Raw genomic sequence first — 19,772 nt, forward strand, 5'->3', positions numbered from 1 at the left:
CCCAGGGGGTTGGGGGCGCGGGGAACTGCGCGAGCAACGTGCCACGGTCCGCAGCCGAAGCACCAGCCGCCCGCAGGGCTTTCGGGAAGGGGCGGGGCGGGGGATCCACGGGCCCCAACCCCCACCGGCCCGCAGCCGGACGGCGACCAATCGCTAGCCCCGGGCAACCCGCACGCGATAGTTGCCCGACTCGTCAACCCCCAGCACCGACACCCGCACCCCCCGCTCCCGGTCCGTGAACGTCTCCCCCGCCGCGAACGGCGCATCGGAGAGTTCGGCGTGCACGTTGGGACGACGGGTACATCCCCCGCTGTCCTTTGCGCTGTCCGCGACGGTGACCGGACCCCGGCCCGTGTCGACGTCCGTGCTGACCCGGTACACCAGCACCCCCGGCTTGCACACCGCCTCGTCGTTGCCGGTCCGGCTGCGTACTTCCAGGGCGTAACCGGACTCGTCCGACAGTGGTATGAAGACCAGCTTGCGGCCGGTGCCCGGCGCCGACAGCGGGCTCAGGACGTACTCGCTCACGCCCGCCCCCGCCGCCGCGCACCCCACCTGCGTGTTGTCGAGCCAGCCCAGCTTCCACTTGTGCCAGCCGAGCATGTCGTTGTTGGCGCCCCAGTCCTCGGACATGATGTCCCAGTGGCCGACCGCGCCCCCGCCCTCGGGCGTGTAGAGGTCGGGCAGGCCGAAGACGTGGCCGTTCTCGTGCGGCAGCACCCGGTAGCCCGTCTCGCGGTACGAGCCGGAGCCGTCGTCCTGGCGGCTGTAGACGAAGGACGTGTTGGAGAGCGGCACGCCGTCCGCGAGCGGCGCGTCCTCGTTCCCGGAGAACGTCACCGAGAGCACCGTGTCCAGCGCGGACGGCCCCGCGTTCGGCGACATCAGAATGTTGACCAGGTCGTACGTCGCGAAGTTCACCCGTGAGTCGGCCGCCGCCACGATGTCCTTGACCAGCCGCCGGTAGCCCGGCTCGTACGGCGAGCCGCGCTCTATGCCGTACGCCGAGAACGCCTGCGGCATCCGCAGCCACTGCGGGAGGGGGATGTCGGGCCGGTAGTCGAGCCGCCCGTACGACGCGGTGCGGAACCACTGGGTGGTCTGCGGGAAGAACTCCGCGTACCGGCTCAGCGCGGACCCCGTGCCCTGCGCGTCCGGGAAGTCGATCATCAGGGTGAGGGCGCGGACCGTTCCCGTGGAGTGGGCGTAGCCGGGCGGGGTGGGCACGCCCTCCGACATCTGCACGCCGAGCGTGGCGGTGATCCGGCACGGGCCGAGCGCCGTCTCGCCGCCGGTGGCCACCGGCCCGGCCGACGCCCGGAAGGGGGGTGCCAGGGTGGTGCTGCCCGAGGTCATCGAGGCGAGCACGACGGCGGCGAGGGCCCCGCCCGCGAGGGTCCGGCGGCGGCGCGGGCCGCGCGGCCCGCCGGATATCCGACGGTGCGGTCTGCCGGGCTCCTCCATGCGCACGCTCGCCTTCGGCCACCGGCAGCAGGCGGCTCCTGACTGCGCTCGTGCGATCACCCTGTGTCGGGCGTGTCGCAGGCGCGCGCTGGGTGGGCCGCGCGTGTGGTTTCCCCGGAGGAGTGTGTGACTCAGGTCACATGAAACAGATCGCCCGGCCGGAAATAACCGGGGAACCTTTCCCCGTTTGCACCTGTGTCCCGCCGAAACGGGGAGAGCTTCCCCGCTTCCGGTTCGGACGACGACTTCGTACGCACGAGAAGGAGCACGCCGTGTCCACCGCCACCCCGACCACCGCAGCGGAGCCCCGTCGCGCCCCGCGGCCGCGGGCCGACGCCCTGCGCAACCGGGAGCGGATCATCGCGGCCGCGCGCGAGATGTTCGTCGAGGAGGGCGCCATGGTGCCGCTCGACGAGATCGCGCGGCGCGCGGGCATCGGCAACGCCACTCTCTACCGGCACTTCAAGGACCGCGCCGAGCTGATCACCAGCGTGGTGCTCGCGGTCATGGAGCGGGTCTCGACGGCCGCGGAGACCGCGACCGCCGAGGAGCCCGACGCCTTCGCCGCGCTGCGGCGGTTCGTGTTCGCGGCGGCCGACGAGCGCATCGGAGCCCTGTGCCCGATGCTCTCCGAGGGCTTCGACAAGGACCTGCCGGAGCTCAACGCCTCCCGCGAGCGACTGGACGAGGCCGTCCGGGACCTCATGGCGCGGGCCCGGCGCAGCGGCCAGTTGCGCGACGACGTCGACGTGGGCGATCTGATGGTCGCCCTCACCCAGCTCACCCGGCCGCTGCCGGGCACCGCGTGCCCGAACATGGACCGGTTCGTCCACCGCCATCTCCAGCTCTTCCTCGACGGGCTCATGGCCCCGGCGAGGTCCGGGCTGCCGGGGACGGCGGCGACCCTGCAGGACCTCAGCCAGCTGTAACCGAACCCGCGGCCGGGCGGCAAATCCGCTTACCGCACACGTACTTCAGCACTCCGCTCATCGCACATCGCGTCCCAAGGTGGCTACACCCATGTCGAAAACAGTCCAGGCCCCGAGGCAGGACCTCGCTCCTGACCCCAGTCGCTGGAAGGCCCTCGCCTTCATCGCGCTCGCCCAGCTCATGGTCGTGCTCGACGCGACGATCGTGAACATCGCCCTGCCCTCCGCCCAGACCGACCTGGGCATCTCCGACGGCAACAAGCAGTGGGTCATCACTGCCTACGCCCTCGCCTTCGGCGGTCTGCTGCTCTTCGGCGGCCGCATAGCCGACCTCTGGGGACGCAAGCGCACCTTCGTCGTCGGTCTGCTCGGCTTCGCCGCGGCCTCCGCGCTCGGCGGCGCGGCCACCGGCCAGGCCATGCTGCTCGGCTCCCGCGCGCTCCAGGGCGCGTTCGGCGCGCTGCTCGCGCCCGCCGCGCTCTCCCTGCTCGCGGTGATGTTCACCGACGCCAAGGAGCGCGCCAAGGCGTTCGGTATCTACGGCGCGATCGCGGGCGGCGGCGGCGCCGTCGGCCTGATCCTCGGCGGCTTCCTCACCGAGTACCTGAACTGGCGCTGGACCTTCTTCGTCAACATCCCGTTCGCGATCGTCGCGGCCGCCGGTGCCTACTTCGTCATCCGTGAGCCCTCCGGCACCCGCAACCGCTCGACGCTGGACGTCCCGGGCGTCATCCTCTCCACCCTCGGCCTGGTCGCCCTGGTGTACGGCTTCACCCGCGCCGAGTCGGCCGGCTGGGCGGACACGCTGACCGTGTCGATGTTCGTCGCCTCGGCCGTGCTGCTGCTCGCCTTCGTGGTCCTGGAGGCCAAGGTCAAGAACCCGCTGCTGCCGCTGCGCGTGATCACCAACCGCAACCGGGGCGGGGTCTACCTCTCGCTCGGCCTCGCGATCATCGCGATGTTCGGCCTCTTCCTCTTCCTGACGTACTACCTGCAGGTCGTGAAGGGCTACTCGCCGGTCAAGACCGGCTTCGCCTTCCTGCCGATGATCGCGGGCATGATCACCGGTTCCACCCAGATCGGCGCCCGGCTGATGACCCGGGTCCCGCCGCGCCTGCTGATGGGCCCCGGCTTCCTGACCGCCGGCATCGGCATGCTGATCCTGACCCAGCTCCAGATCGACACCTCGTACGCCGGGCTGATCCTGCCGGCGCAGATCCTGCTCGGCCTCGGTATGGGCACCGCCTTCATGCCGGCCATGTCGCTGGCCACGATCGGCGTCGAGCCGCGTGACGCGGGTGTCGCCTCCGCCATGGTCAACACCTCGCAGCAGGTGGGCGGCGCCATCGGCACGGCCCTCCTGAACACCATCGCCGCCTCGGCCACCACGGCGTACGTCACCTCGCACGCCGCCGGGGCCAAGAGCGTGGAGCTGCTGAAGCTCCAGGCGATGGTGCACGGCTTCACCAGCGCCATCTGGTGGGCGGTCGGCATCCTGGTGCTCGCCTCGGCGATCGCGGTCACCCTCATCAACACCGGCCGCCCGGACACCGGTTCGCTGACCGGCTCCGGCGACGCCGAGGGCGTCGAGGACGAGATCCGGGTCCCGGTGGTCGCCCACTGACGGCCGCCGCCTACGTGGGGGACGCGTAAGCGGAAGGCAGGACACGCAAGGAACGCGGATCTGTCCGGCTCAGCGGAGCCAGGGCAGGTCCGCGTTCGCGTCCTTGGGCTGCAGGCCCTCGGCGATCACCCGCATGATCTTCCCGAGCTGCTCGGCCTGCTCGGGGCCGAGCCGGTCGAACATCGCCTGGCGCACGGCGGCCACATGGCCGGGCGCGGTGCGCTCCACGACGGCGAAGCCCTCGTCGGTGAGCGCCGCGAACTGGCCGCGCTTGTCGGAGGGGCACTCCTCGCGCCGCACCCAGCCGTTCTTCTCCAGCCGGGCGATCGCATGCGAGAGCCGGGACCGGGTGATCTTGGCGCCGATGGCCAGCTCCGTCATCCGCAGCCGTTGCCGGGGCGCCTCGGAGAGCTGGATGAGCAGGCCGTAGTAGATGTGCGGCATCCCGGCGTCGCGCTGGAGCTGGCGGTCCAGGTGGTCTTCCAGGAGCGTGGTGGCATGGAGGTAGGCACGCCAGGTGGCCTGCTCGTCGTCGCTGAGCCAGCGCGGCTCCTCGGCGGGGGTGGTGGTCATGGAATCCACTGTACGGCCACTCCTTGAAAGTTGAACAAGATCGGGTTAATCTCGGCATAAGGGAAAGCTTTAGAGTTCAAGTAGATACTGGATCCAGTAGACAGGGAGTCCGCCATGACCGCCACCTCCGCAGTTGCCGCCGACGCCGCCGGTACCTCCGGTTCCGGTGCGGGGCGGATGCCCGCCCTCTATCTCTCGCACGGCGCCCCGCCGCTCGCCGACGACCCCGTCTGGCCGGGCGAGCTGGCCGCCTGGTCGGCCGGGCTGCCCCGCCCCAGGGCGATCCTGATGGTCTCCGCCCACTGGGAGGAGGCCCCGCTCGCCCTCGGCGCCGTCGAGACGATCCCGCTGGTGTACGACTTCTGGGGCTTCCCCGAGCACTACTACCAGGTGCGGTACGCCGCTCCCGGCGCCCCCGAACTCGCCGACAGTGTACGGAAGTTGCTGCGCGGCGCAGGAACACCGGTCCAGGACATCCCGGACCGCGGCCTCGACCACGGCGCGTACGTCCCGCTGGTGGAGATGTACCCGGCCGCCGACGTCCCGGTCCTCCAGATCTCCCTGCCCACGCTCGACCCCCAGAAGCTGATGGACATCGGGCGCAAGCTCGCGCCCCTGCGCGACGAGGGCGTCCTGATCGTCGGCAGCGGCTTCTTCACCCACAACCTGGCGGCGCTGCGCCATGCGGGTGGGGTGCCCGGCTGGTCGGCCGAGTTCGACGACTGGGGAGCGCGCGCCCTGGCCGCCGCCGATGTGGACGCCCTCCTCGACTTCGAGCACAAGTCCCCGGCGGGCCGACTCGCGCACCCGCGCACCGAGCACTTCGCCCCGCTGTTCGTGACCCTGGGCGCCTCGGAGGGCGAGCTGGGCGGGGCCCGCAGCGTCATCGAGGGCTTCTGGATGGGGCTGGCGAAGAGGTCGGTGCAGTTCGGCTGAGAAGGGGTACCCGAGAATTCGGGCAGTTTGGACATCCTGAGCAACCAGAAGGCGGCGCGGGTCGTCTTCAGGGTGGGAGAGCGGAAAACGGGGATGGGGCTCTTCCGGGGTGAAGGCAACTGTTTCGGGTGTGACGCCGGTCTCATCGGGCGGCGGTCGCGGCCGGTGGCGGAGAGCCCCGGCACCGGGCCTGACCTGCGCCTCTGTACATTCCCGCGGCATCCGTCCGCCCCTGGTGGCGGTACAGGGTACTGCATGATCAGGAAAATCGATGGGCGGGACGGGAATTCTGTCCGGATTCCAGCCGTTGTTTCCATCGGATGCAGGGCACCCGGGAGGGTGTCGCGACCTACACAGCAAGGGAGCACGCATGGCAACCCGCGCCGTCGCCCGTCGGACCGTCAGCAGCGGATCCGGGTCGGGAAGCAGTGTTCGCGCCGTCACCGGGGAGATCGCCGACCGCGACCTGGTCGGGATGTACCTGGACGAGATCGCGCGCACCCCGCTGCTCGACGCCGCCAAGGAGGTCGAGCTCTCGCAGACCATCGAGGCGGGTGTGTACGCACGCCGGATCCTCGACGGAACGGTGACATCAGCCGCTTACGCGGCGGGGTCGAGCAAGGCGGGCGGCGCCTCTCACGAGGAGCTCGAAGCCCTGGTCGCCGCCGGTGACCGGGCCAAGGACCTCTTCATCCGCTCCAACCTCCGCCTCGTCGTCGCCGTCGCCCGGCGCTACCCGAGGGCGGGCCTGCCGCTGCTCGACCTGATCCAGGAGGGCAACGCGGGCCTGGTCCGCGCGGTGGAGAAGTTCGACTACGCCAAGGGCTTCAAGTTCTCGACGTACGCGACGTGGTGGATCCGCCAGGCCATCACGCGCTCGATAGCCGACCAGTCCCGCACCATCCGCCTCCCCGTCCACCTGGTGGAGGAGCTGGGCCGCATCCGCCGCGTCCAGCGCGAGTTCAACCGGGAGCACGGCCGGGAGCCGGAGGCGACCGAGGTGGCGGCGGAGCTGGGCTCCACGCCGGCGCGGGTCATCGACGTCCTGGACTGGGCGCGCGACCCGGTTTCGCTCAACATGGCGGTCGACGACCAGGGCGAGACCCAGTTCGGCGACCTCCTGGAGGACACCTCGGCGATCTCCCCCGAGCAGTCCGTGCTCACGCTGCTGCGCAGCGAGGAGCTCGACGACCTGATCGGCAAGCTCGACCAGCGCACCGCCTCGATCATCAAGATGCGGTACGGAATAGACGACGGCCGCGAGCGCACGCTGACGGAGGTCGGCAAGGAGCACGGGCTGACCCGTGAGCGCATCCGCCAGATCGAGAAGCACGCGCTGCTCGAACTGAAGAAGATGGCAAGGGACACGGGCTTCGACGCGGCGGCGTAAGCGCCGCTCCCAGCCCCCACCGACGAGCCCCCGGCACCCTCCCCCCCTGGTGCCGGGGGCTCCCCCTTGCCCGTGCCCGCTACCCCGGCTGCGGCTCCGCCGCCCGGGTGAGCCGGCCGCCCAGCTTCGCCAGGTACGCCGTCAGGGCGACCGGCGACACCACCGCGAACTCGCAGTCCAGCAGCGCCAGCCGGATCGCCACCCCCTCCAGCGACTCCGTGACCCGCGCCCGCAGCCGGCACCGCGCCTCCCCGAGCGCCACCGGCGTGCCCATCGTGGACGCGAGCCGCGCCGCCACCACATCGGCGGGCGCCTCGAACGTCACGTCCAGCTCCAGCTCGGGCTGCATCCGGGACAGCGACCGGCTCACGAACTCCGCCGCGTTCTGCGCGGGCAGCTCCCGGGGCGCGAACCGCGAACCCGTCGCGAACGGGGACTCCACCCGGTCGACCCGGAACGTACGCCAGTCCTCGCGCTCGATGTCGTACGCGACGAGGTACCACCGTCGCCCCGTCGACACCAGCCGGTACGGCTCGACCTGGCGGCGCGACTCGCTGCCGTCGCCCTTGCGGTAGTCGAACCGAAGCCGCTCCGTGCCGGTGACGGCCGACGCCATCACTGTCAGCGTGTGCGGGTCGACGGTCGCGCCGTCCCCCCGCCATGGCCCCACCAGCGGCATCGTCGCGGCCTGGAGGCTGGAGACCCGGTGCCGCAGCCGGGACGGCAGCACCTGCTCCAGCTTGGCCAGCGCCCGTACCGACGCCTCCTCCACTCCGTCCACCGCGTGCCCCGCGCCCGCCCGCAGCCCGACCGCGATGGCCACCGCCTCCTCGTCGTCGAGGACCAGCGGCGGCATCGCCTTCCCGGCCACCAGCCGGTACCCGCCGTCCGCGCCGAGCGTCGCCTGGACCGGGTAGCCGAGCTCGCGCAGCCGGTCGACGTCCCGGCGGACCGTGCGCCGCGAGACACCGAGCCGCTCGGCGAGCTCGCCGCCGGGCCACTCTCGGGGCGTCTGGAGCAGGGAGAGGAGCTGGAGCAGCCGAGCCGGGGTGTCCGTCATGAGATCCAGGATGCGGGAAAATTAGGACGCAGTCTGACCTACATAAGGTCTAACTTCTTTCCATGACCTCCACCACGACCAATCCCCCAGAAGCCGCGGGCCCCGGCACAGCGGCCGCCGCGAACGACCGCCGACGGTGGTTCGCCCTGGCCATCGTGATGACCGCGGCCTTCATGGACCTGGTCGACGTCACCATCGTCAACGTAGCGATTCCCTCGATCCAGAAGGACACCGGGGCGACCTTCGCCTCGATCCAGTGGATCACCGCGGGTTACGCCCTGGCCTTCGCCGCCGGTCTGATCACCGGTGGCCGCCTCGGCGACATCCACGGCCGCAAGCGGCTCTTCCTCATAGGCATGACCGGCTTCACCATCGCCTCGGCGCTCTGCGGCTTCGCGGCCAACCCGGAGATGCTGGTCGCCTCCCGCATCCTGCAGGGCGGCATGGCCTCCCTGATGGTGCCGCAGGTGCTCTCGATCATCCACGCGACCTTCCCGGCGGAGGAGCGCGGCAAGGTCTTCGGCATGTTCGGCGCGGTCATCGGCCTGGGCGCGGTCTCCGGCCCGATCCTGGGCGCGCTGCTGACCGAGTGGAACCTGTTCGGCCTGGAGTGGCGTCCGATCTTCCTGATCAACCTGCCGGTCGGCATCGCGGGCCTGGTCCTCGGCGCCAAGTTCATCTCCGAGTCCAAGGCGCCCAAGGCCCTCAAGCTCGACCTCGTGGGCGTCGCGCTCGTCACCCTCGGCCTGCTGATGCTGCTCTACCCGCTGACCCGCGGCCGTGAGCTGGGCTGGCCGCTGTGGGGCCACCTCTCGATGATCGGCAGCCTGGTCGTCTTCGGCGCGCTCGTGGTGTACGAGAGGTACAAGGCGGCCAAGGACGGCTCGCCGCTGGTGGAGCTCTCGCTGTTCCGTGTGAAGAGCTTCGCGGCGGGCATCGCGGTGCAGATGACCTTCGGCATCGCGATGGGCATCTTCTTCCTGGTCTGGACGCTGTACATGCAGATCGGCCTGGGCTGGAGCGCGCTGCGCGCCGGTCTGACCGGTATCCCGTTCTCCATCGCCATGTCGGCCGCGGCGGGCATGTCCGTCCAGTCGCTGGTGCCGAAGTTCGGCCGCAAGGTGCTCCAGGCGGGCGCCCTGATCACCGCCCTCGGCTTCCTGGTCTACATCTGGGAGGCGCGCCACTACGGGATGGACATCGCCCCCTGGCAGATGGCGCTGCCGCTGGTGGTGCTCGGCATCGGCATGGGTCTGATCGTCGCCCCGATCACCGACGCGGTCCTCTCCGAGGTCCCGCAGGAGCACGCGGGTTCGGCGTCCGGCCTGATCAACACCGTGCAGCAGATGGGCAACGCGCTGGGCCTCGGCCTGGTCTCGGTCGTCTTCTTCGGCTCGATCGACGACGACCTGCGGCTCACCGAGATCGGCCCGGCCTTCTCGGACGCCTTCCAGCGCTCGCTGTGGGTCGTGACGGCCGTCTGCGTCGTGATCTTCGTCGGGATGTTCCTGCTCCCGGCCAAGCCGAAGCAGCACCTGGAGGGCGGGGCGGACGAGGTCCCGTCCGACGACGTCACCAAGGAGCCCGCGCTCACCCCGTGACGCGCTGCCCGTGCAACGACGCCGGGCGGGGTGGAGGCCTCCTCAAGGAGAGCCTCCACCCCGCCCGGCGTTTTCGTGTGCCGTACGGGAGGCGAGTGCCGGGAGATGGACGGGTCAGGAGACCCGTGTGCGGCGCTGCATCGCCGCCCGCGCCGACTCCTCCGCCGCGTACACCTCGCACATGTGGCTGCCGTCCGGCGTCGCCGTGTGCTCGACCTCCCACAGGCTCAGCTCGACGCCGTCGAGGAGCAGGAACGCGTGCTCGTACAGGATGGCCCCGCCGCGCCCGCCCGCTCCGCCGGGGCCGCCCAGGGCCCGGGTGATGCGGTGGGCGAGGGCGCCGCGCAGTGCGCGGGCCACGCTCTCGCCGGGCCGGTCCGGGTTCTCGGCGCGGCGCAGCAGCCGCCGCGCGTGGTCGGCCGAGCCGTCCGCCTCGTACGTCCTGCTCGTCCCGGCCCGTTCCACCGGCGTCAGCCCGCTGAGGGCCTCCAGACCGGTCAGGCCCGGGTCCAGGCCGTCCTCCGCGAGCGCGGGCGCGAGGTCCGGCAGGACCCGCTCGCGCAGCCGGGCCGCGGACACCAGAGCGCTCTCCTCGTCCGCGTACACCTCGTTGCCCCGGCCGTGCACGACCTCCCAGAGGGTGACCGTGGCGCCGTCGAGGAGGAGATAGGTGTGGCGGTAGGTCTCGCGGCTGAGCCGGGGGCGGCCGGGGCCGCCCGAGGCGTGCAGCGAGGAGTGCAGCGAAGTGGTGTGCGCGAGGGCCGAGTCGAGGTTCTCGACCAGCTCGTCCGGCAGGTCGAACGAGTTCAGCGCGCGGCCGAGCAGGCCGGCGAGGTGCTCCTCGGCCGTCTCGTACTCGCACTCGTTGGGCACCAAGGCGTCTCCCCGCCGTAGCTGTTCGTCACGTAGAGGGTGCTCAACGTAGCCCCTGCGCGCGCTTCGCGCAGCGGGCATGGCCGAAACATTCTCATAGGCTTGGAACGGCTCGCAGCGGCCGGGAAGGCGGCCCGGGGCGGTGCGCCGGGGCCGCGCTCCGACGGACGGTCAGCCGGCGCTGCCCGCCTGCCATTCGGTCCACGACATGTTCCAGCCGTTCAGGCCGTTGTCGGGGGCGATCGTCTTGTCCGGCGAGCCCTTGACCGTCACCACGTCACCGATCAGCGAGTGATCGAAGAACCACTTGGCGGGGGTGTCTCCCTGGGCGCCCCGGACGTCCCGGAGTCCCACACAGCCGTGGCTGGTTCCCGCGTTGCCGAACGGGTTGCCCTTGTACCAGTAGTTGCCGTGGAGGAAGGTCCCCGAGCTGGAAAGGCGCATCGCGTGCGGCACGTCCTTGATGTCGTACTCGCCGCCGAAGTTGACCGTCGCGCCGTTCATCCGCGTCTCGGTGAACTTCTCGGAGATCACCATCTGCCCGTTGTACGTGGTGTGTTCGGCGCTGCCCGTGGAGACCGGGATCGTCTTCACGGTCCTGCCGTCCTGCTGCACGGTCATCGTCTGGGTCTTGGCGTCGACGGTGGAGACCTGGTTGCGGCCGATGGTGAAGGTGACCGTCTTGGACTGCACGCCGTAGACGCCGCTCGCGCCCTGCACCCCGTCCAGGGCGATCTTCATCGTCACCTTGGACCCGGCCTTCCAGTAGTCCTGCGGCCGGAAGTCGAGGCGCTGGGTGCCGAACCAGTGGCCGACGACCTGCTGGCCGCTGCTGGAGCTGACCGTGATGTGCGACTGGACGGCCTTCTTGTCGGTGATCGACTTGTCGAAGGTGAACGAGACCGGCATGCCGACGCCGACGGTCGCGCCGTTGTCCGGCGTGTAGGTGCCGATGAAGCTGTTCTTCGAAGTGACCGTGGTGAAGGCCGCGTTCTCGGTCGCGGGCCGCCCCTTGTCGTCCTTGCCGGTCGCCATGATCTTGTACTGGGTGCCGCGCTCCAGCTTCCCGGCGGGCTTCCAGGACAGCCCGTCGCCGGCGAGCGCGCCGGCCACCGCCTTGCCGGTCTGGGCCTCGGTCAGGGTCACCTGGCTGAGCTTGCCGCCCTGGGCGGTGACGGTGGTGCCGTTGATGCTGGCGTTGGCCGAGCCGTCCTTCGCCGAGATGGTGATCTTCAGCGCGGAGGCCTCCTGGGCGGCGGCCGCGTCGCCGCCCTTGCCCTCGCCCTTGCCCTTGTCGGAGCCCGACGCGCTGCCGCCGCAGGCGGTCAGGGTCAGGGCGCCGAGCAGCAGCGCCGACGCGGCGGCGAACGCCCGGCGCCGGGTGCGCAGTTGCTGCGGGGTGCGGTACTGCGGCTGCGCGGCGGTGTCGGGCGAGGTCACGGGCTGCTCCATCTGTGCGGGCCTTACTCCAGTACGTGCACAGAGCACCCATATGGGCAGAATGGTTGCGGGCCCGGCCTGTGACTCGCAGCACATCGAGGCGGGTCCGCCGGCTCAACTCCCGTACAAGTCACGGTAAGACGGGAATGTCCCACCGGGCCCCGCCACCCCGTCGGCGGCGAGCACGGCCTCGGTGATCGCCTGGGCCACCGCGTCCGCGCCCGCCGCGAGCACGAAGTTGAGGTCGGCCGGCGACAGGGGATCGCCGCCGCCGGTGGCGAGGGCGAAGACGGTGTCGCCGTCGTGCATCAGATGCACCGGCCGGATCGCCCGGGCCAGACCGTCGTGCGAGGTGCCCGCGAGCTTCTGCGCCTGCGGCCCGGTGAGCGGCGCGTCGGTGGCGACGACCGCGAGCGTGGTGTTCAGGGGCGGCAGCCCGGAGGCGGCACGGGTCTCGCCGAGCCGCTTCGAGGCCGCCTCGTGGACATCCGGTCCGGGGTACGCGACGCGCCCCCGCAGCCCGTACAGCGCGCCGGTATCCGGGTCGAACACCGACCCCGCGGAGTTGACGACGACCAGCGCGCCGACGGTGGCGCCGGAGGGCAGGGTCACGCTCGCCGTGCCGACCCCGCCCTTGAGGCCGCCCGCGACCGCCCCGGTCCCGGCGCCGACGCTGCCCTGGGCGACCTCGGTGCCCACCGCCTCGACGGCGGCCCGGCCGGTGGCCGCGTCCGGGCGGGCGTCCCAGTCGCCGCCGCGCCCGAGGTCGAAGACGCAGGCGGCCGGGACGACCGGCACGACCTGGTACGGCTCGGGCCCCACCCGCACGCCGCGCCCCCGCTCCTCCAGCCAGGCCATGACCCCGCCCGCGGCGTCGAGTCCGTACGCGCTGCCGCCCGTCAGCACCACCGCGTCGATCCGCTCGACGACGTTGCACGGGTCGAGGGCGTCGGTCTCCCGGGTGCCGGGCCCGCCGCCGCGTACGTCGACGGCGGCGACGGCGCCGGGGGCCGGGGCGAGGACGACGGTCGTCCCGCTCAGGGCGCGCTCGCCGGGGACGCGGGCGTGCCCGACGAGGAAGCCGGGCACATCGGTGATCGAACCGGCGCTCTGCGGCCGGGCCTTCTGATGGTCAGTCATGACCCGCGACACTACGGCCGCTCAGGGCCACGCCGACAGCCACCGTGGCGGCGGCCACCAGACCGGCGGCGGGGATGGCGCCGTGCCCGGCGAAGGTGCAGGCCAGGGTCGCCACCGCCGAGGCGGGCAGGATCAGCTGCTGGGCGAGGGTCCGCTTGAAGTGGCGCGAGTGCAGGGCCCAGACGGTGAACATGAACAACGCGGCCGGCACGGTGACGGCGGCCGAGGCCGCCGCCGTGGAGATGTGCGCCTTGCCGACGGCCTGCTCGACGGCCACCTCCATCCCGGCCCCGATGGCGGCGGCCGAACCGAGGATGACGAAGTGGCCGTACCCCCACGCGAACGCTTGGCTGTTCGAGGTGAGGTGCCCGGCGATCGGCACGGCGAAGTAGATCCACCAGGCGGCGAAGACGATCAGCAGCCCGCCGCCCGCCAGCGGCAGCAGCTCGCCCAGCGCCTCGTGCTCGTCCAGCGCCTCCTGTACGGCGACGGTGGCGGCGGCGACCGTCTCGCCGAGCACGATCAGGGTGAACAGGCCGTACCGTTCGGCGATGTGGTGCGCGTGCCAGGTGCTCTGGGCGGTGCGCTCGGCGAGCACCGGTACGGACAGCTCGGCGGCGGCCAGCACCACGAACACCCAGGAGCGGGTGGTGCCGGCCGGCACGAAAGGCATCCCGGTCCAGCCGAGCTGGCACACGGTGAGCCCGGCGGCGTACAGCAGCGCCATCCGCCGCTCGGCCGGGTCCGCCGCGTTGCGCGCCGCGCGCAGCCACTGGCTGGTCAGGGCGAGCCGCATCACGATGTAGCCGACGACGCAGACGGTGAAGTCGCTGTCGTCGAAGGCGCGCGGCACCCCGGCGGCGAGGATGAGGACGCCGGTGATCTGTACGAGGGTGACGACCCGGTAGAGCACGTCGTCGCTGTCGTACGCCGAGGCGAACCAGGTGAAGTTCATCCAGGCCCACCAGATGGCGAAGAAGACGGCGAGATAGCCGGCGAGCCCGGTGCCGAGGTGCCCCTCGGCGAGCGAGTGGACGAGCCGGGAGCCGGCCTGGGCGACGGCGACGACGAAACAGAGGTCGAAGAAGAGTTCCAGGGGCGTCGCCGCCCGGTGCTCCTCGTGGCGGCTGCGTGCGGTCATGCGGGGCATGGGGGACAGAAGACCAGACGGCCCGGGCCCTCGCATGCCAAACCCGGCCGCCCGGCGGGTTGACGAGACGGTCGCCGATCGGTACGACCTGGCGGGTGCGCCGCCAGGCATGCCCTTCACCCCGCACTACGCGCCGTCGCCGTCCCCGTCGCCGCCCCCGACGAGGTCGTCCCCGTCCCCCGACGAGGTCGCCGCCGCCCGTGCGTTCTTCGGCGCCCACGGGCCCCGTCCCCGTCCCCCGACGAGGTCGTCCCCGTCCCCCGACGAGGTCGCCGCCGCCCGTGCGTTCTTCGGCGCCCACGGTCCGCCCACGGTCTGCGCGCGGTCTGCGCGCGGTCTGCCCACGGTCTGCGCGCGGTCTGACGATCACTCGGCGCCGCCTGGCGCCGTCGGCTGCCATCTGACTGAAGGCTTCACCCCGCCGCCCTCAAAGCAGGTGATAACCGGTCAGATACACCTACGGTGGCCGGGTGACCGAGCCTCCGCCTCCCGCAGCGAAGCCCGCGGTCGCGCTGCGCGCGACAGCCGCCGGTACCGCCCTCTCCCTCCTGCTGATCCTCGCCATCGTCTTCGGCAGCCGCCGGCTGAAGGACTTCGACTCCGCCCTCCTGCCGTACGCCTGCGCCACCGTCTTCCTCGCCTTCGGCGTCGCCCACCGCTACACCGTCTGGATCTCCTCCCCGGGCGCCCGCCGCCTCTTCAGACAGGGATGGCGCAGCCTGTTCTCCGCCGCCAACTTCCGCCGGGCGCCGACCGCCCTGCCCAAGATGGCCGCCACCTACCTCGGCCTCCAGAAGTTCCTGGGCGCCCGCTCGCACGCCCGCTGGGCCGCCCACCAACTGATCTTCTGGGGCTGTCTGCTGGCCGCCGCGATCACCTTCCCCCTCACCTGGGGCTGGTTCACCTTCACCTCGTCGACCGGTTCCGGACCCGGTTACGAGATGCGGATCCGGGGCGTGAAGATCCTCGGCTTCGACTCGCTGAACGTCCTGGGCTGGCTGATGTTCCACGGTCTGGACGTCGCCGCCGTCCTGGTCATCCCCGGCGCCTCGTACTTCCTGTGGCGCCGGATGAAGGACCGCGGCGCGATCACCGGCCAGCGGTTCGGCTACGACCTGGTTCCGCTGATCCTGCTGCTCGTCATCTCGGTGACCGGCCTCCTCCTCACCTTCTCGTCGATCTTCCTGCACGGTGGGGGCTACGAGTTCCTGGCGGTGCTGCACATGGTGTCGGTGGTGCTGACCCTGATCTACATCCCGTTCGGGAAGTTCTTCCACATCGTCCAGCGGCCGGCCGCCGTCGGGATGCAGCTGTTCAAGTACACCGCCCGCCAGGACGAGCAGGTCTTCCACTGCCGCCGCTGTGACCGGCCCGTCGACACCGCCCCCTACGTCGAGAACCTGCGGGGGACCATGCGCGACCTGGGCCTCGGCTTCGACGCCTGGGCCGAGTACTGCCCGCGCTGCAAGCGGGTGCTGCGCGGCACCGCCTACCTCGCGCACGTCAAGAAGGGCTACAAGTGAACCGGCTCCCGCTGGACCCCTCCCTCGCCCCGCCCGGCACCCGCGACTTCCGTGACGCGGGCGGCATCCCGGCCGACCGATGGCGCGCCGACCAGGACGGCGAGACCCTCGTACCCACCCACTGCTGCTTCTGCGGAGTGCAGTGCGGGATGTATCTCCGCGTCGACAAGGGCGGGAAGGTCTTCGGCGTCGAACCCCGCAACCACGACATCAACCGGATGCGCCTGTGCCCCAAGGGCATCAACGCGTACCAGCAGGTCAACCACCCCGACCGGCTCACCGCCCCGCTGCTGCGCCGCTCCCGCGACGAGCCCTTCCGGGAGGTCTCCTGGGAGGAGGCGCTGGACCACACGGCCGACGAAATCCGCCGTATCCAGGCCGCCCACGGCAACGACGCCTTCGGGCTGCTCGGCGGGGCCAGCCTCTTCTCCGAGAAGACCTATCTGGTCGGCAAGTTCGCCCGCGTCGCGCTCAAGTCGCGGCACGTCGACTACAACGGCCGGCTGTGCATGGTCTCCGCGGCCGGCGCCAACAAGCTCGCCTTCGGCATCGACCGGGCCGCCAACCCCTTCTCCGACATCCTCCTCACCGACTGCCTGCTCATCGCCGGGTCCAACGTCGGCGAGTGCTTCCCCGTCATGACCCAGTACGTATGGGGAGCGCGCGACCGGGGCGCCTCGCTGATCGTGATCGACCCGCGCGAGACGGCGATCGCCCGCACCGCCGACATCCACGTCGCCCTCAAGCCCGGCACCGACTCGGCGTTCTTCAACGCGCTCCTCCACGTGGTCATCAAGGAGGAGCTCGACGACGAGGCCTACATCGGCGCCCACACCACGGGCTGGGAGGAGGTCCGCGACAAGGTCGCCGAGTATCCCCCCGAGCGGGCCGCCGAGATCTGCGGGGTCCCGGCCTCCCAGATCGTCGAGGTGGCCCGCACCTTCGCCCGCGCCCCGAGAGCCATGGCCTGGCACGCCCGGGGCATCGAGCACCACTCGCAGGGCGTGGAGAACTGCCTCTCCGTGATCAACCTCTGCGTCGCCACCGGCAACCTCGGCAGGCCCGGCGCCGGCTACGGCACCATCACCGGCCAGGGCAACGGCCAGGGCGGCCGCGAGCACGGCCAGAAGGCCGACCTGCTGCCGGGCGGGCGCTCCATCATGAACGCCGAGCACCGCCGGCAGATCTGCGAGATCTGGGGCATCGAGGAGTCCGAACTCCCGCCCGCCGGAACCTCGATGATGGAGATGGTCCATCAGATGCGCCGCCAGGAGATCCGCGGCCTGATCGGCATCTGCAACAACCCCTTCGTCTCCCTCCCGAACTACTCGACCGTCAAGGACGGCTACGACACCCTCGAATTCCACGCTCAATTCGACTTCTTCCTCTCCGAGACCGCGGCCAACGCGCATGTGGTCTTCCCCGTCACCACCTGGGCCGAGGACGAAGGCGTGATGGCCAACGCCGAGGCCCGGGTCGTCAAGCACAACAAGGCCCAGGAACCACCCGCCGGGGTCCGCACCGACACCTGGGTGATCTGCCGGCTCGCCCAGCGCCTGGGCGCGGGCGACAAGTTCGCCTTCCCCGGCTCCCGCGAGGTGTTCGACGAGCTGCGCGTCGCCTCCGCCGGAACGGTCAACGACTACTACGGCATCACCTACGAGCGCCTGGAGGAGACCGGCGGCATCGCCTGGCCCTGCCCCTCCACCGGCCATCCCGGCACTCCCCGCCTCTTCGAGGACGGGCGGACCTCGCACCCCGACGGCAAGGTCCATATGCAGGTCGTCGAATGGCACCCGCCGATGGACCCGTACGACGACGAACACCCCCTCTCCCTCACCACCGGCCGGACCGTGGCGCACTTCCTCTCCGGCAACCAGACGCGCAGGCTCGGCGCCCTCGTCGAGCAGACCCCGCGCCCCTGGGTGGAGATCCACCCCTCGCACGGCTTCCGCAACGGCGACCCGGTCCGCGTCGTCACCCGGCGCGGCAGCACGGTCTTCCCCGCCCTGGTCACCGAGGCCATCCGCCCCGACACCGTCTTCATCCCGTACCACTGGCCGGTTCCCACGTCCGCCAACGCGCTGACCATCGACGCTCTCGATCCCCGTTCCAAGATTCCCGAGTACAAGGTCTGCGCCTGCCGCATCGAGGCCGGTGACCGGGTCGCCGAGGTCCCCGCGCCCCCCACCGCGCCCGGCCACGTGGCCTATCCGGCGGCCCAGGTCTTCCGCACCGACCCCCTGCCGCCCACGTCCCCGCAGGGGCGCGGTACCGCCGATAGGAGCTGACGCCCGCCGTGATGGGCAGAACGATCTTCATCGACCCGGGGCGGTGCATCGGCTGCCAGGCCTGTGTCTCGGCCTGCCGCGAGTGCGATTCGCACCGGGGCAAATCCATGATCCATCTCGACTACCCCGACGCGGGGCACTCGGTCGCCTCCCTTCCCACGGTCTGTATGCACTGCGAGGACCCGGTCGCCCCCTGCGCCGAGGTGTGTCCCGCCGACGCGATCCTGGTGACCGCCGACGGTGTGGTGCAGCAGGCCGACACCACCCGCTGCATCGGCTGCGCCAACTGCGTCAACGCCTGCCCCTTCGGTGTACCGAAGATCGACCTCCAGGCGAAGCTGCAGATGAAGTGCAACCTCTGCTACGACCGCACCGCCTACGGCCTCGCCCCCATGTGCGCCACGGTCTGCCCCACCGGAGCCCTCTTCTACGGAACCGTCGAAGAGCTCCGCGCCGAACGCCCCGGCGTCCAGGTCGCCGACTCCTTCACGTTCGGCGATGTCGTCGTGTCCACCGGAGTGGCGATGGTCGTCCCCGCGGACAAGGTCCAGTGGCCGGTCCCCGGTGGCCTCCCGATCGTCGAGGTGAACGGAAGGACGATCCGATGAGCCCGGCCGAACAGCCCCCGGCGGCCGGTGACCCGAGCGGTCCCGGAGGTCCCGGAGGTCCCGGTGGCACCGGTGGCACCGGTGGGCTCGGCGCCCCCGGCGAGGACGGACCGGGCTCGACCCCATGGCCCGACCCCGCTCAGGAGGCGTTGCGCGACCGCGTCGCCGCCGACTCGCTCACCACCCGCCGCGACTATCTGCGGATCGTCACCACCGTCTCCGGCGGGCTCGCCGTCGGCGGTGTGGCCGTCGCCGGAGGCGTGCTCCACCGGCACGGGGACAGCGCGGACGCCCCCAAGGCCAAGCGCGTCGCCGACCGGCTCCGCCCCGGCGAGTCCATCGCCTTCCGCTTCCCCGGCGAGGACGACCGGGCGGTCGGCGTCCGCCTCAGGGACGGCACCCTCGTCGGTTACTCCGCCGTCTGTACGCATCTGGCCTGCGCGGTGCTGTGGCGCGAGGACCGGGGCAACGACGGCGAGCTGTACTGCCCCTGCCACGAAGGCGTCTTCGACGCCCGCACCGGTGAGGTCACCGCCGGACCGCCGCCCCGCCCGCTGCCGAAGGTGCTCCTCGTGGAGGAGATCGACGGCAGCGTCTGGGCGGTGGCCACCACCCGCTCCGGCGAGAGCGTCAAGGCCGCCATGTGCCGGCAGTTCGGCGAGCAGCGCCCGGACATGGCGGCCCGGATCGGCTGCCCGGGAACGCGGACCCAGACCGAGAGGAGCGAGCGGACATGAGCGCCGACACCGGCCCGGGCGGGAGCGGCGACGCCACGGTGCCCGCCCCGCCCCCGTACACCGCCGGCAGCACCCAGCCCCGTCTCAACCGTCCGGTACGGGACCGGTACCCCCAGATCCGCGCCACCAGCGGATACGGCGATCCCCGGACCCGCCGCACCGGCCCGGGGCCCGGCGCGGGCACCGAGCAGGAGCCGGAGCGGTCCTCGAAGCTGACGGCCCGCCTCGCCCTGGCTGTCACCGTGGTCGTCGGCCAGCTCTGGGGGTTGTCGGTGATCGTCGACGAGTGGATGAAGGGCCATACCGGAACCGCCTGGTGGGGCACGGGATTCCTCGGCCTGTCGTTCCTCGTGGTCCTCGGCCTCTGGCTGCTCGACCCGAAGGACCGGTGACGGGGAGGACGGCTGACGGGAGTGGGGGCGAGCCCCCAGGG

Annotated in this window: 17 protein-coding genes; 10 read left to right on the plus strand and 7 right to left on the minus strand. The window is 71.5% G+C overall.

The annotated features are described in order from the left end of the window. Positions 1-153: 153 nt before the first annotated feature. Positions 154-1,464, minus strand: a complete 1,311-nt coding sequence (locus tag ACFWA7_RS27740; protein WP_385825733.1) for a M6 family metalloprotease domain-containing protein — start codon at positions 1,462-1,464, stop codon at positions 154-156. 272 nt (positions 1,465-1,736) lie between these two features. Between ACFWA7_RS27740 and ACFWA7_RS27745 the strand changes: the two genes are divergently transcribed. Next, positions 1,737-2,393, plus strand: a complete 657-nt coding sequence (locus ACFWA7_RS27745; protein ID WP_385540239.1) for a TetR/AcrR family transcriptional regulator — start codon at positions 1,737-1,739, stop codon at positions 2,391-2,393. A gap of 91 nt (positions 2,394-2,484) precedes the next feature. Beyond that, complete coding sequence (locus ACFWA7_RS27750) at positions 2,485-4,017, plus strand: MFS transporter (RefSeq protein ID WP_385540241.1); 1,533 nt, start codon at positions 2,485-2,487, stop codon at positions 4,015-4,017. Between the two features lie 69 nt (positions 4,018-4,086). Here ACFWA7_RS27750 and ACFWA7_RS27755 read toward each other — a convergent pair whose 3' ends face one another. Further along, entirely contained in the window at positions 4,087-4,599 is a 513-nt protein-coding gene (locus ACFWA7_RS27755) for a MarR family winged helix-turn-helix transcriptional regulator (protein ID WP_385825734.1), read from the minus strand. A 168-nt stretch (positions 4,600-4,767) separates the two neighbouring features. Here ACFWA7_RS27755 and ACFWA7_RS27760 point away from each other — a divergent pair, with 168 nt between their 5' ends. Both ACFWA7_RS27760 and ACFWA7_RS27765 read left to right on the plus strand, forming a co-directional pair. Further along, positions 4,768-5,526: a dioxygenase gene (locus ACFWA7_RS27760; protein ID WP_385540252.1), complete on the plus strand. Its 759-nt coding sequence runs from the start codon at positions 4,768-4,770 to the stop codon at positions 5,524-5,526. A 370-nt stretch (positions 5,527-5,896) separates the two neighbouring features. Then, entirely contained in the window at positions 5,897-6,916 is a 1,020-nt protein-coding gene (locus ACFWA7_RS27765; protein ID WP_385825736.1) for an RNA polymerase sigma factor RpoD/SigA, read from the plus strand. Between the two features lie 79 nt (positions 6,917-6,995). Here the strand turns inward: ACFWA7_RS27765 and ACFWA7_RS27770 are convergent, their stop codons facing one another. Then, the gene (locus ACFWA7_RS27770) at positions 6,996-7,976 is read right to left on the minus strand and encodes a helix-turn-helix transcriptional regulator (protein ID WP_385540247.1); all 981 of its coding nucleotides are present in this window, start codon (positions 7,974-7,976) and stop codon (positions 6,996-6,998) included. Positions 7,977-8,038: 62 nt separating this feature from the next. Between ACFWA7_RS27770 and ACFWA7_RS27775 the strand changes: the two genes are divergently transcribed. After that, complete coding sequence (locus ACFWA7_RS27775) at positions 8,039-9,577, plus strand: MFS transporter (protein WP_385540249.1); 1,539 nt, start codon at positions 8,039-8,041, stop codon at positions 9,575-9,577. Between the two features lie 114 nt (positions 9,578-9,691). On the opposite strand, the gene ACFWA7_RS27780 is transcribed toward ACFWA7_RS27775, so the two are convergent. The 4 genes from ACFWA7_RS27780 to ACFWA7_RS27795 all read right to left on the minus strand — a co-directional run bounded on the left by ACFWA7_RS27780 (position 9,692) and on the right by ACFWA7_RS27795 (position 14,171). After that, positions 9,692-10,453, minus strand: a complete 762-nt coding sequence (locus ACFWA7_RS27780; RefSeq protein ID WP_385545632.1) for a DUF6227 family protein — start codon at positions 10,451-10,453, stop codon at positions 9,692-9,694. A 168-nt stretch (positions 10,454-10,621) separates the two neighbouring features. Further along, positions 10,622-11,902, minus strand: coding sequence for an Ig-like domain-containing protein (locus tag ACFWA7_RS27785; protein ID WP_385545635.1), 1,281 nt, complete (start codon positions 11,900-11,902; stop codon positions 10,622-10,624). A 102-nt stretch (positions 11,903-12,004) separates the two neighbouring features. Beyond that, on the minus strand, positions 12,005-13,030 hold the full coding sequence (locus tag ACFWA7_RS27790; protein WP_385545638.1) for a P1 family peptidase: 1,026 nt from the start codon (positions 13,028-13,030) through the stop codon (positions 12,005-12,007). Further along, positions 13,023-14,171 (minus strand): low temperature requirement protein A, encoded by a 1,149-nt coding sequence (locus ACFWA7_RS27795; RefSeq protein ID WP_385825738.1) that lies wholly within the window; start codon positions 14,169-14,171, stop codon positions 13,023-13,025. The genes ACFWA7_RS27790 and ACFWA7_RS27795 overlap by 8 nt, the downstream gene beginning before the upstream one ends. Positions 14,172-14,650: 479 nt before the next feature. On the opposite strand from ACFWA7_RS27795, the gene ACFWA7_RS27800 reads away from it, so the two are divergent. The 5 genes from ACFWA7_RS27800 to ACFWA7_RS27820 are packed head-to-tail and all read left to right on the plus strand — an operon-like array spanning position 14,651 to position 19,731. Next, positions 14,651-15,703: an MFS transporter gene (locus ACFWA7_RS27800; protein ID WP_385545641.1), complete on the plus strand. Its 1,053-nt coding sequence runs from the start codon at positions 14,651-14,653 to the stop codon at positions 15,701-15,703. After that, a complete protein-coding gene (locus tag ACFWA7_RS27805; protein WP_385545644.1) occupies positions 15,700-17,994 on the plus strand; it encodes a molybdopterin oxidoreductase family protein in 2,295 nt (764 codons plus the stop codon). Before ACFWA7_RS27800 ends, ACFWA7_RS27805 begins: the two co-directional genes overlap by 4 nt. Before the next feature lie 8 nt (positions 17,995-18,002). Then, on the plus strand, positions 18,003-18,602 hold the full coding sequence (locus ACFWA7_RS27810; RefSeq protein ID WP_385545646.1) for a 4Fe-4S dicluster domain-containing protein: 600 nt from the start codon (positions 18,003-18,005) through the stop codon (positions 18,600-18,602). Then, positions 18,599-19,339, plus strand: coding sequence for a ubiquinol-cytochrome c reductase iron-sulfur subunit (locus ACFWA7_RS27815; protein WP_385825740.1), 741 nt, complete (start codon positions 18,599-18,601; stop codon positions 19,337-19,339). The genes ACFWA7_RS27810 and ACFWA7_RS27815 overlap by 4 nt, the downstream gene beginning before the upstream one ends. Continuing rightward, positions 19,336-19,731 (plus strand): hypothetical protein, encoded by a 396-nt coding sequence (locus ACFWA7_RS27820; protein ID WP_385545652.1) that lies wholly within the window; start codon positions 19,336-19,338, stop codon positions 19,729-19,731. The genes ACFWA7_RS27815 and ACFWA7_RS27820 overlap by 4 nt, the downstream gene beginning before the upstream one ends. The last annotated feature ends 41 nt before the right edge of the window (positions 19,732-19,772 follow it).

The organism is Streptomyces sp. NPDC059994 (genome assembly GCF_042737755.1).
Lineage (GTDB): Bacteria > Actinomycetota > Actinomycetes > Streptomycetales > Streptomycetaceae > Streptomyces.

Excerpts from the sequence above, each read along its gene's own strand:
- ACFWA7_RS27790 (WP_385545638.1), bottom strand. The coding sequence starts at position 13,030 with ATGACTGACCATCAGAAGGCCCGGCCGCAGAGCGCCGGTTCGATCACC.
- ACFWA7_RS27820 (WP_385545652.1), top strand. The coding sequence starts at position 19,336 with ATGAGCGCCGACACCGGCCCGGGCGGGAGCGGCGACGCCACGGTGCCC.
- ACFWA7_RS27795 (WP_385825738.1), bottom strand. The coding sequence starts at position 14,171 with ATGACCGCACGCAGCCGCCACGAGGAGCACCGGGCGGCGACGCCCCTG.
- ACFWA7_RS27740 (WP_385825733.1), bottom strand. The coding sequence starts at position 1,464 with ATGGAGGAGCCCGGCAGACCGCACCGTCGGATATCCGGCGGGCCGCGC.
- ACFWA7_RS27750 (WP_385540241.1), top strand. The coding sequence starts at position 2,485 with ATGTCGAAAACAGTCCAGGCCCCGAGGCAGGACCTCGCTCCTGACCCC.
- ACFWA7_RS27770 (WP_385540247.1), bottom strand. The coding sequence starts at position 7,976 with ATGACGGACACCCCGGCTCGGCTGCTCCAGCTCCTCTCCCTGCTCCAG.
- ACFWA7_RS27785 (WP_385545635.1), bottom strand. The coding sequence starts at position 11,902 with ATGGAGCAGCCCGTGACCTCGCCCGACACCGCCGCGCAGCCGCAGTAC.
- ACFWA7_RS27775 (WP_385540249.1), top strand. The coding sequence starts at position 8,039 with ATGACCTCCACCACGACCAATCCCCCAGAAGCCGCGGGCCCCGGCACA.
- ACFWA7_RS27765 (WP_385825736.1), top strand. The coding sequence starts at position 5,897 with ATGGCAACCCGCGCCGTCGCCCGTCGGACCGTCAGCAGCGGATCCGGG.
- ACFWA7_RS27815 (WP_385825740.1), top strand. The coding sequence starts at position 18,599 with ATGAGCCCGGCCGAACAGCCCCCGGCGGCCGGTGACCCGAGCGGTCCC.
- ACFWA7_RS27760 (WP_385540252.1), top strand. The coding sequence starts at position 4,768 with ATGCCCGCCCTCTATCTCTCGCACGGCGCCCCGCCGCTCGCCGACGAC.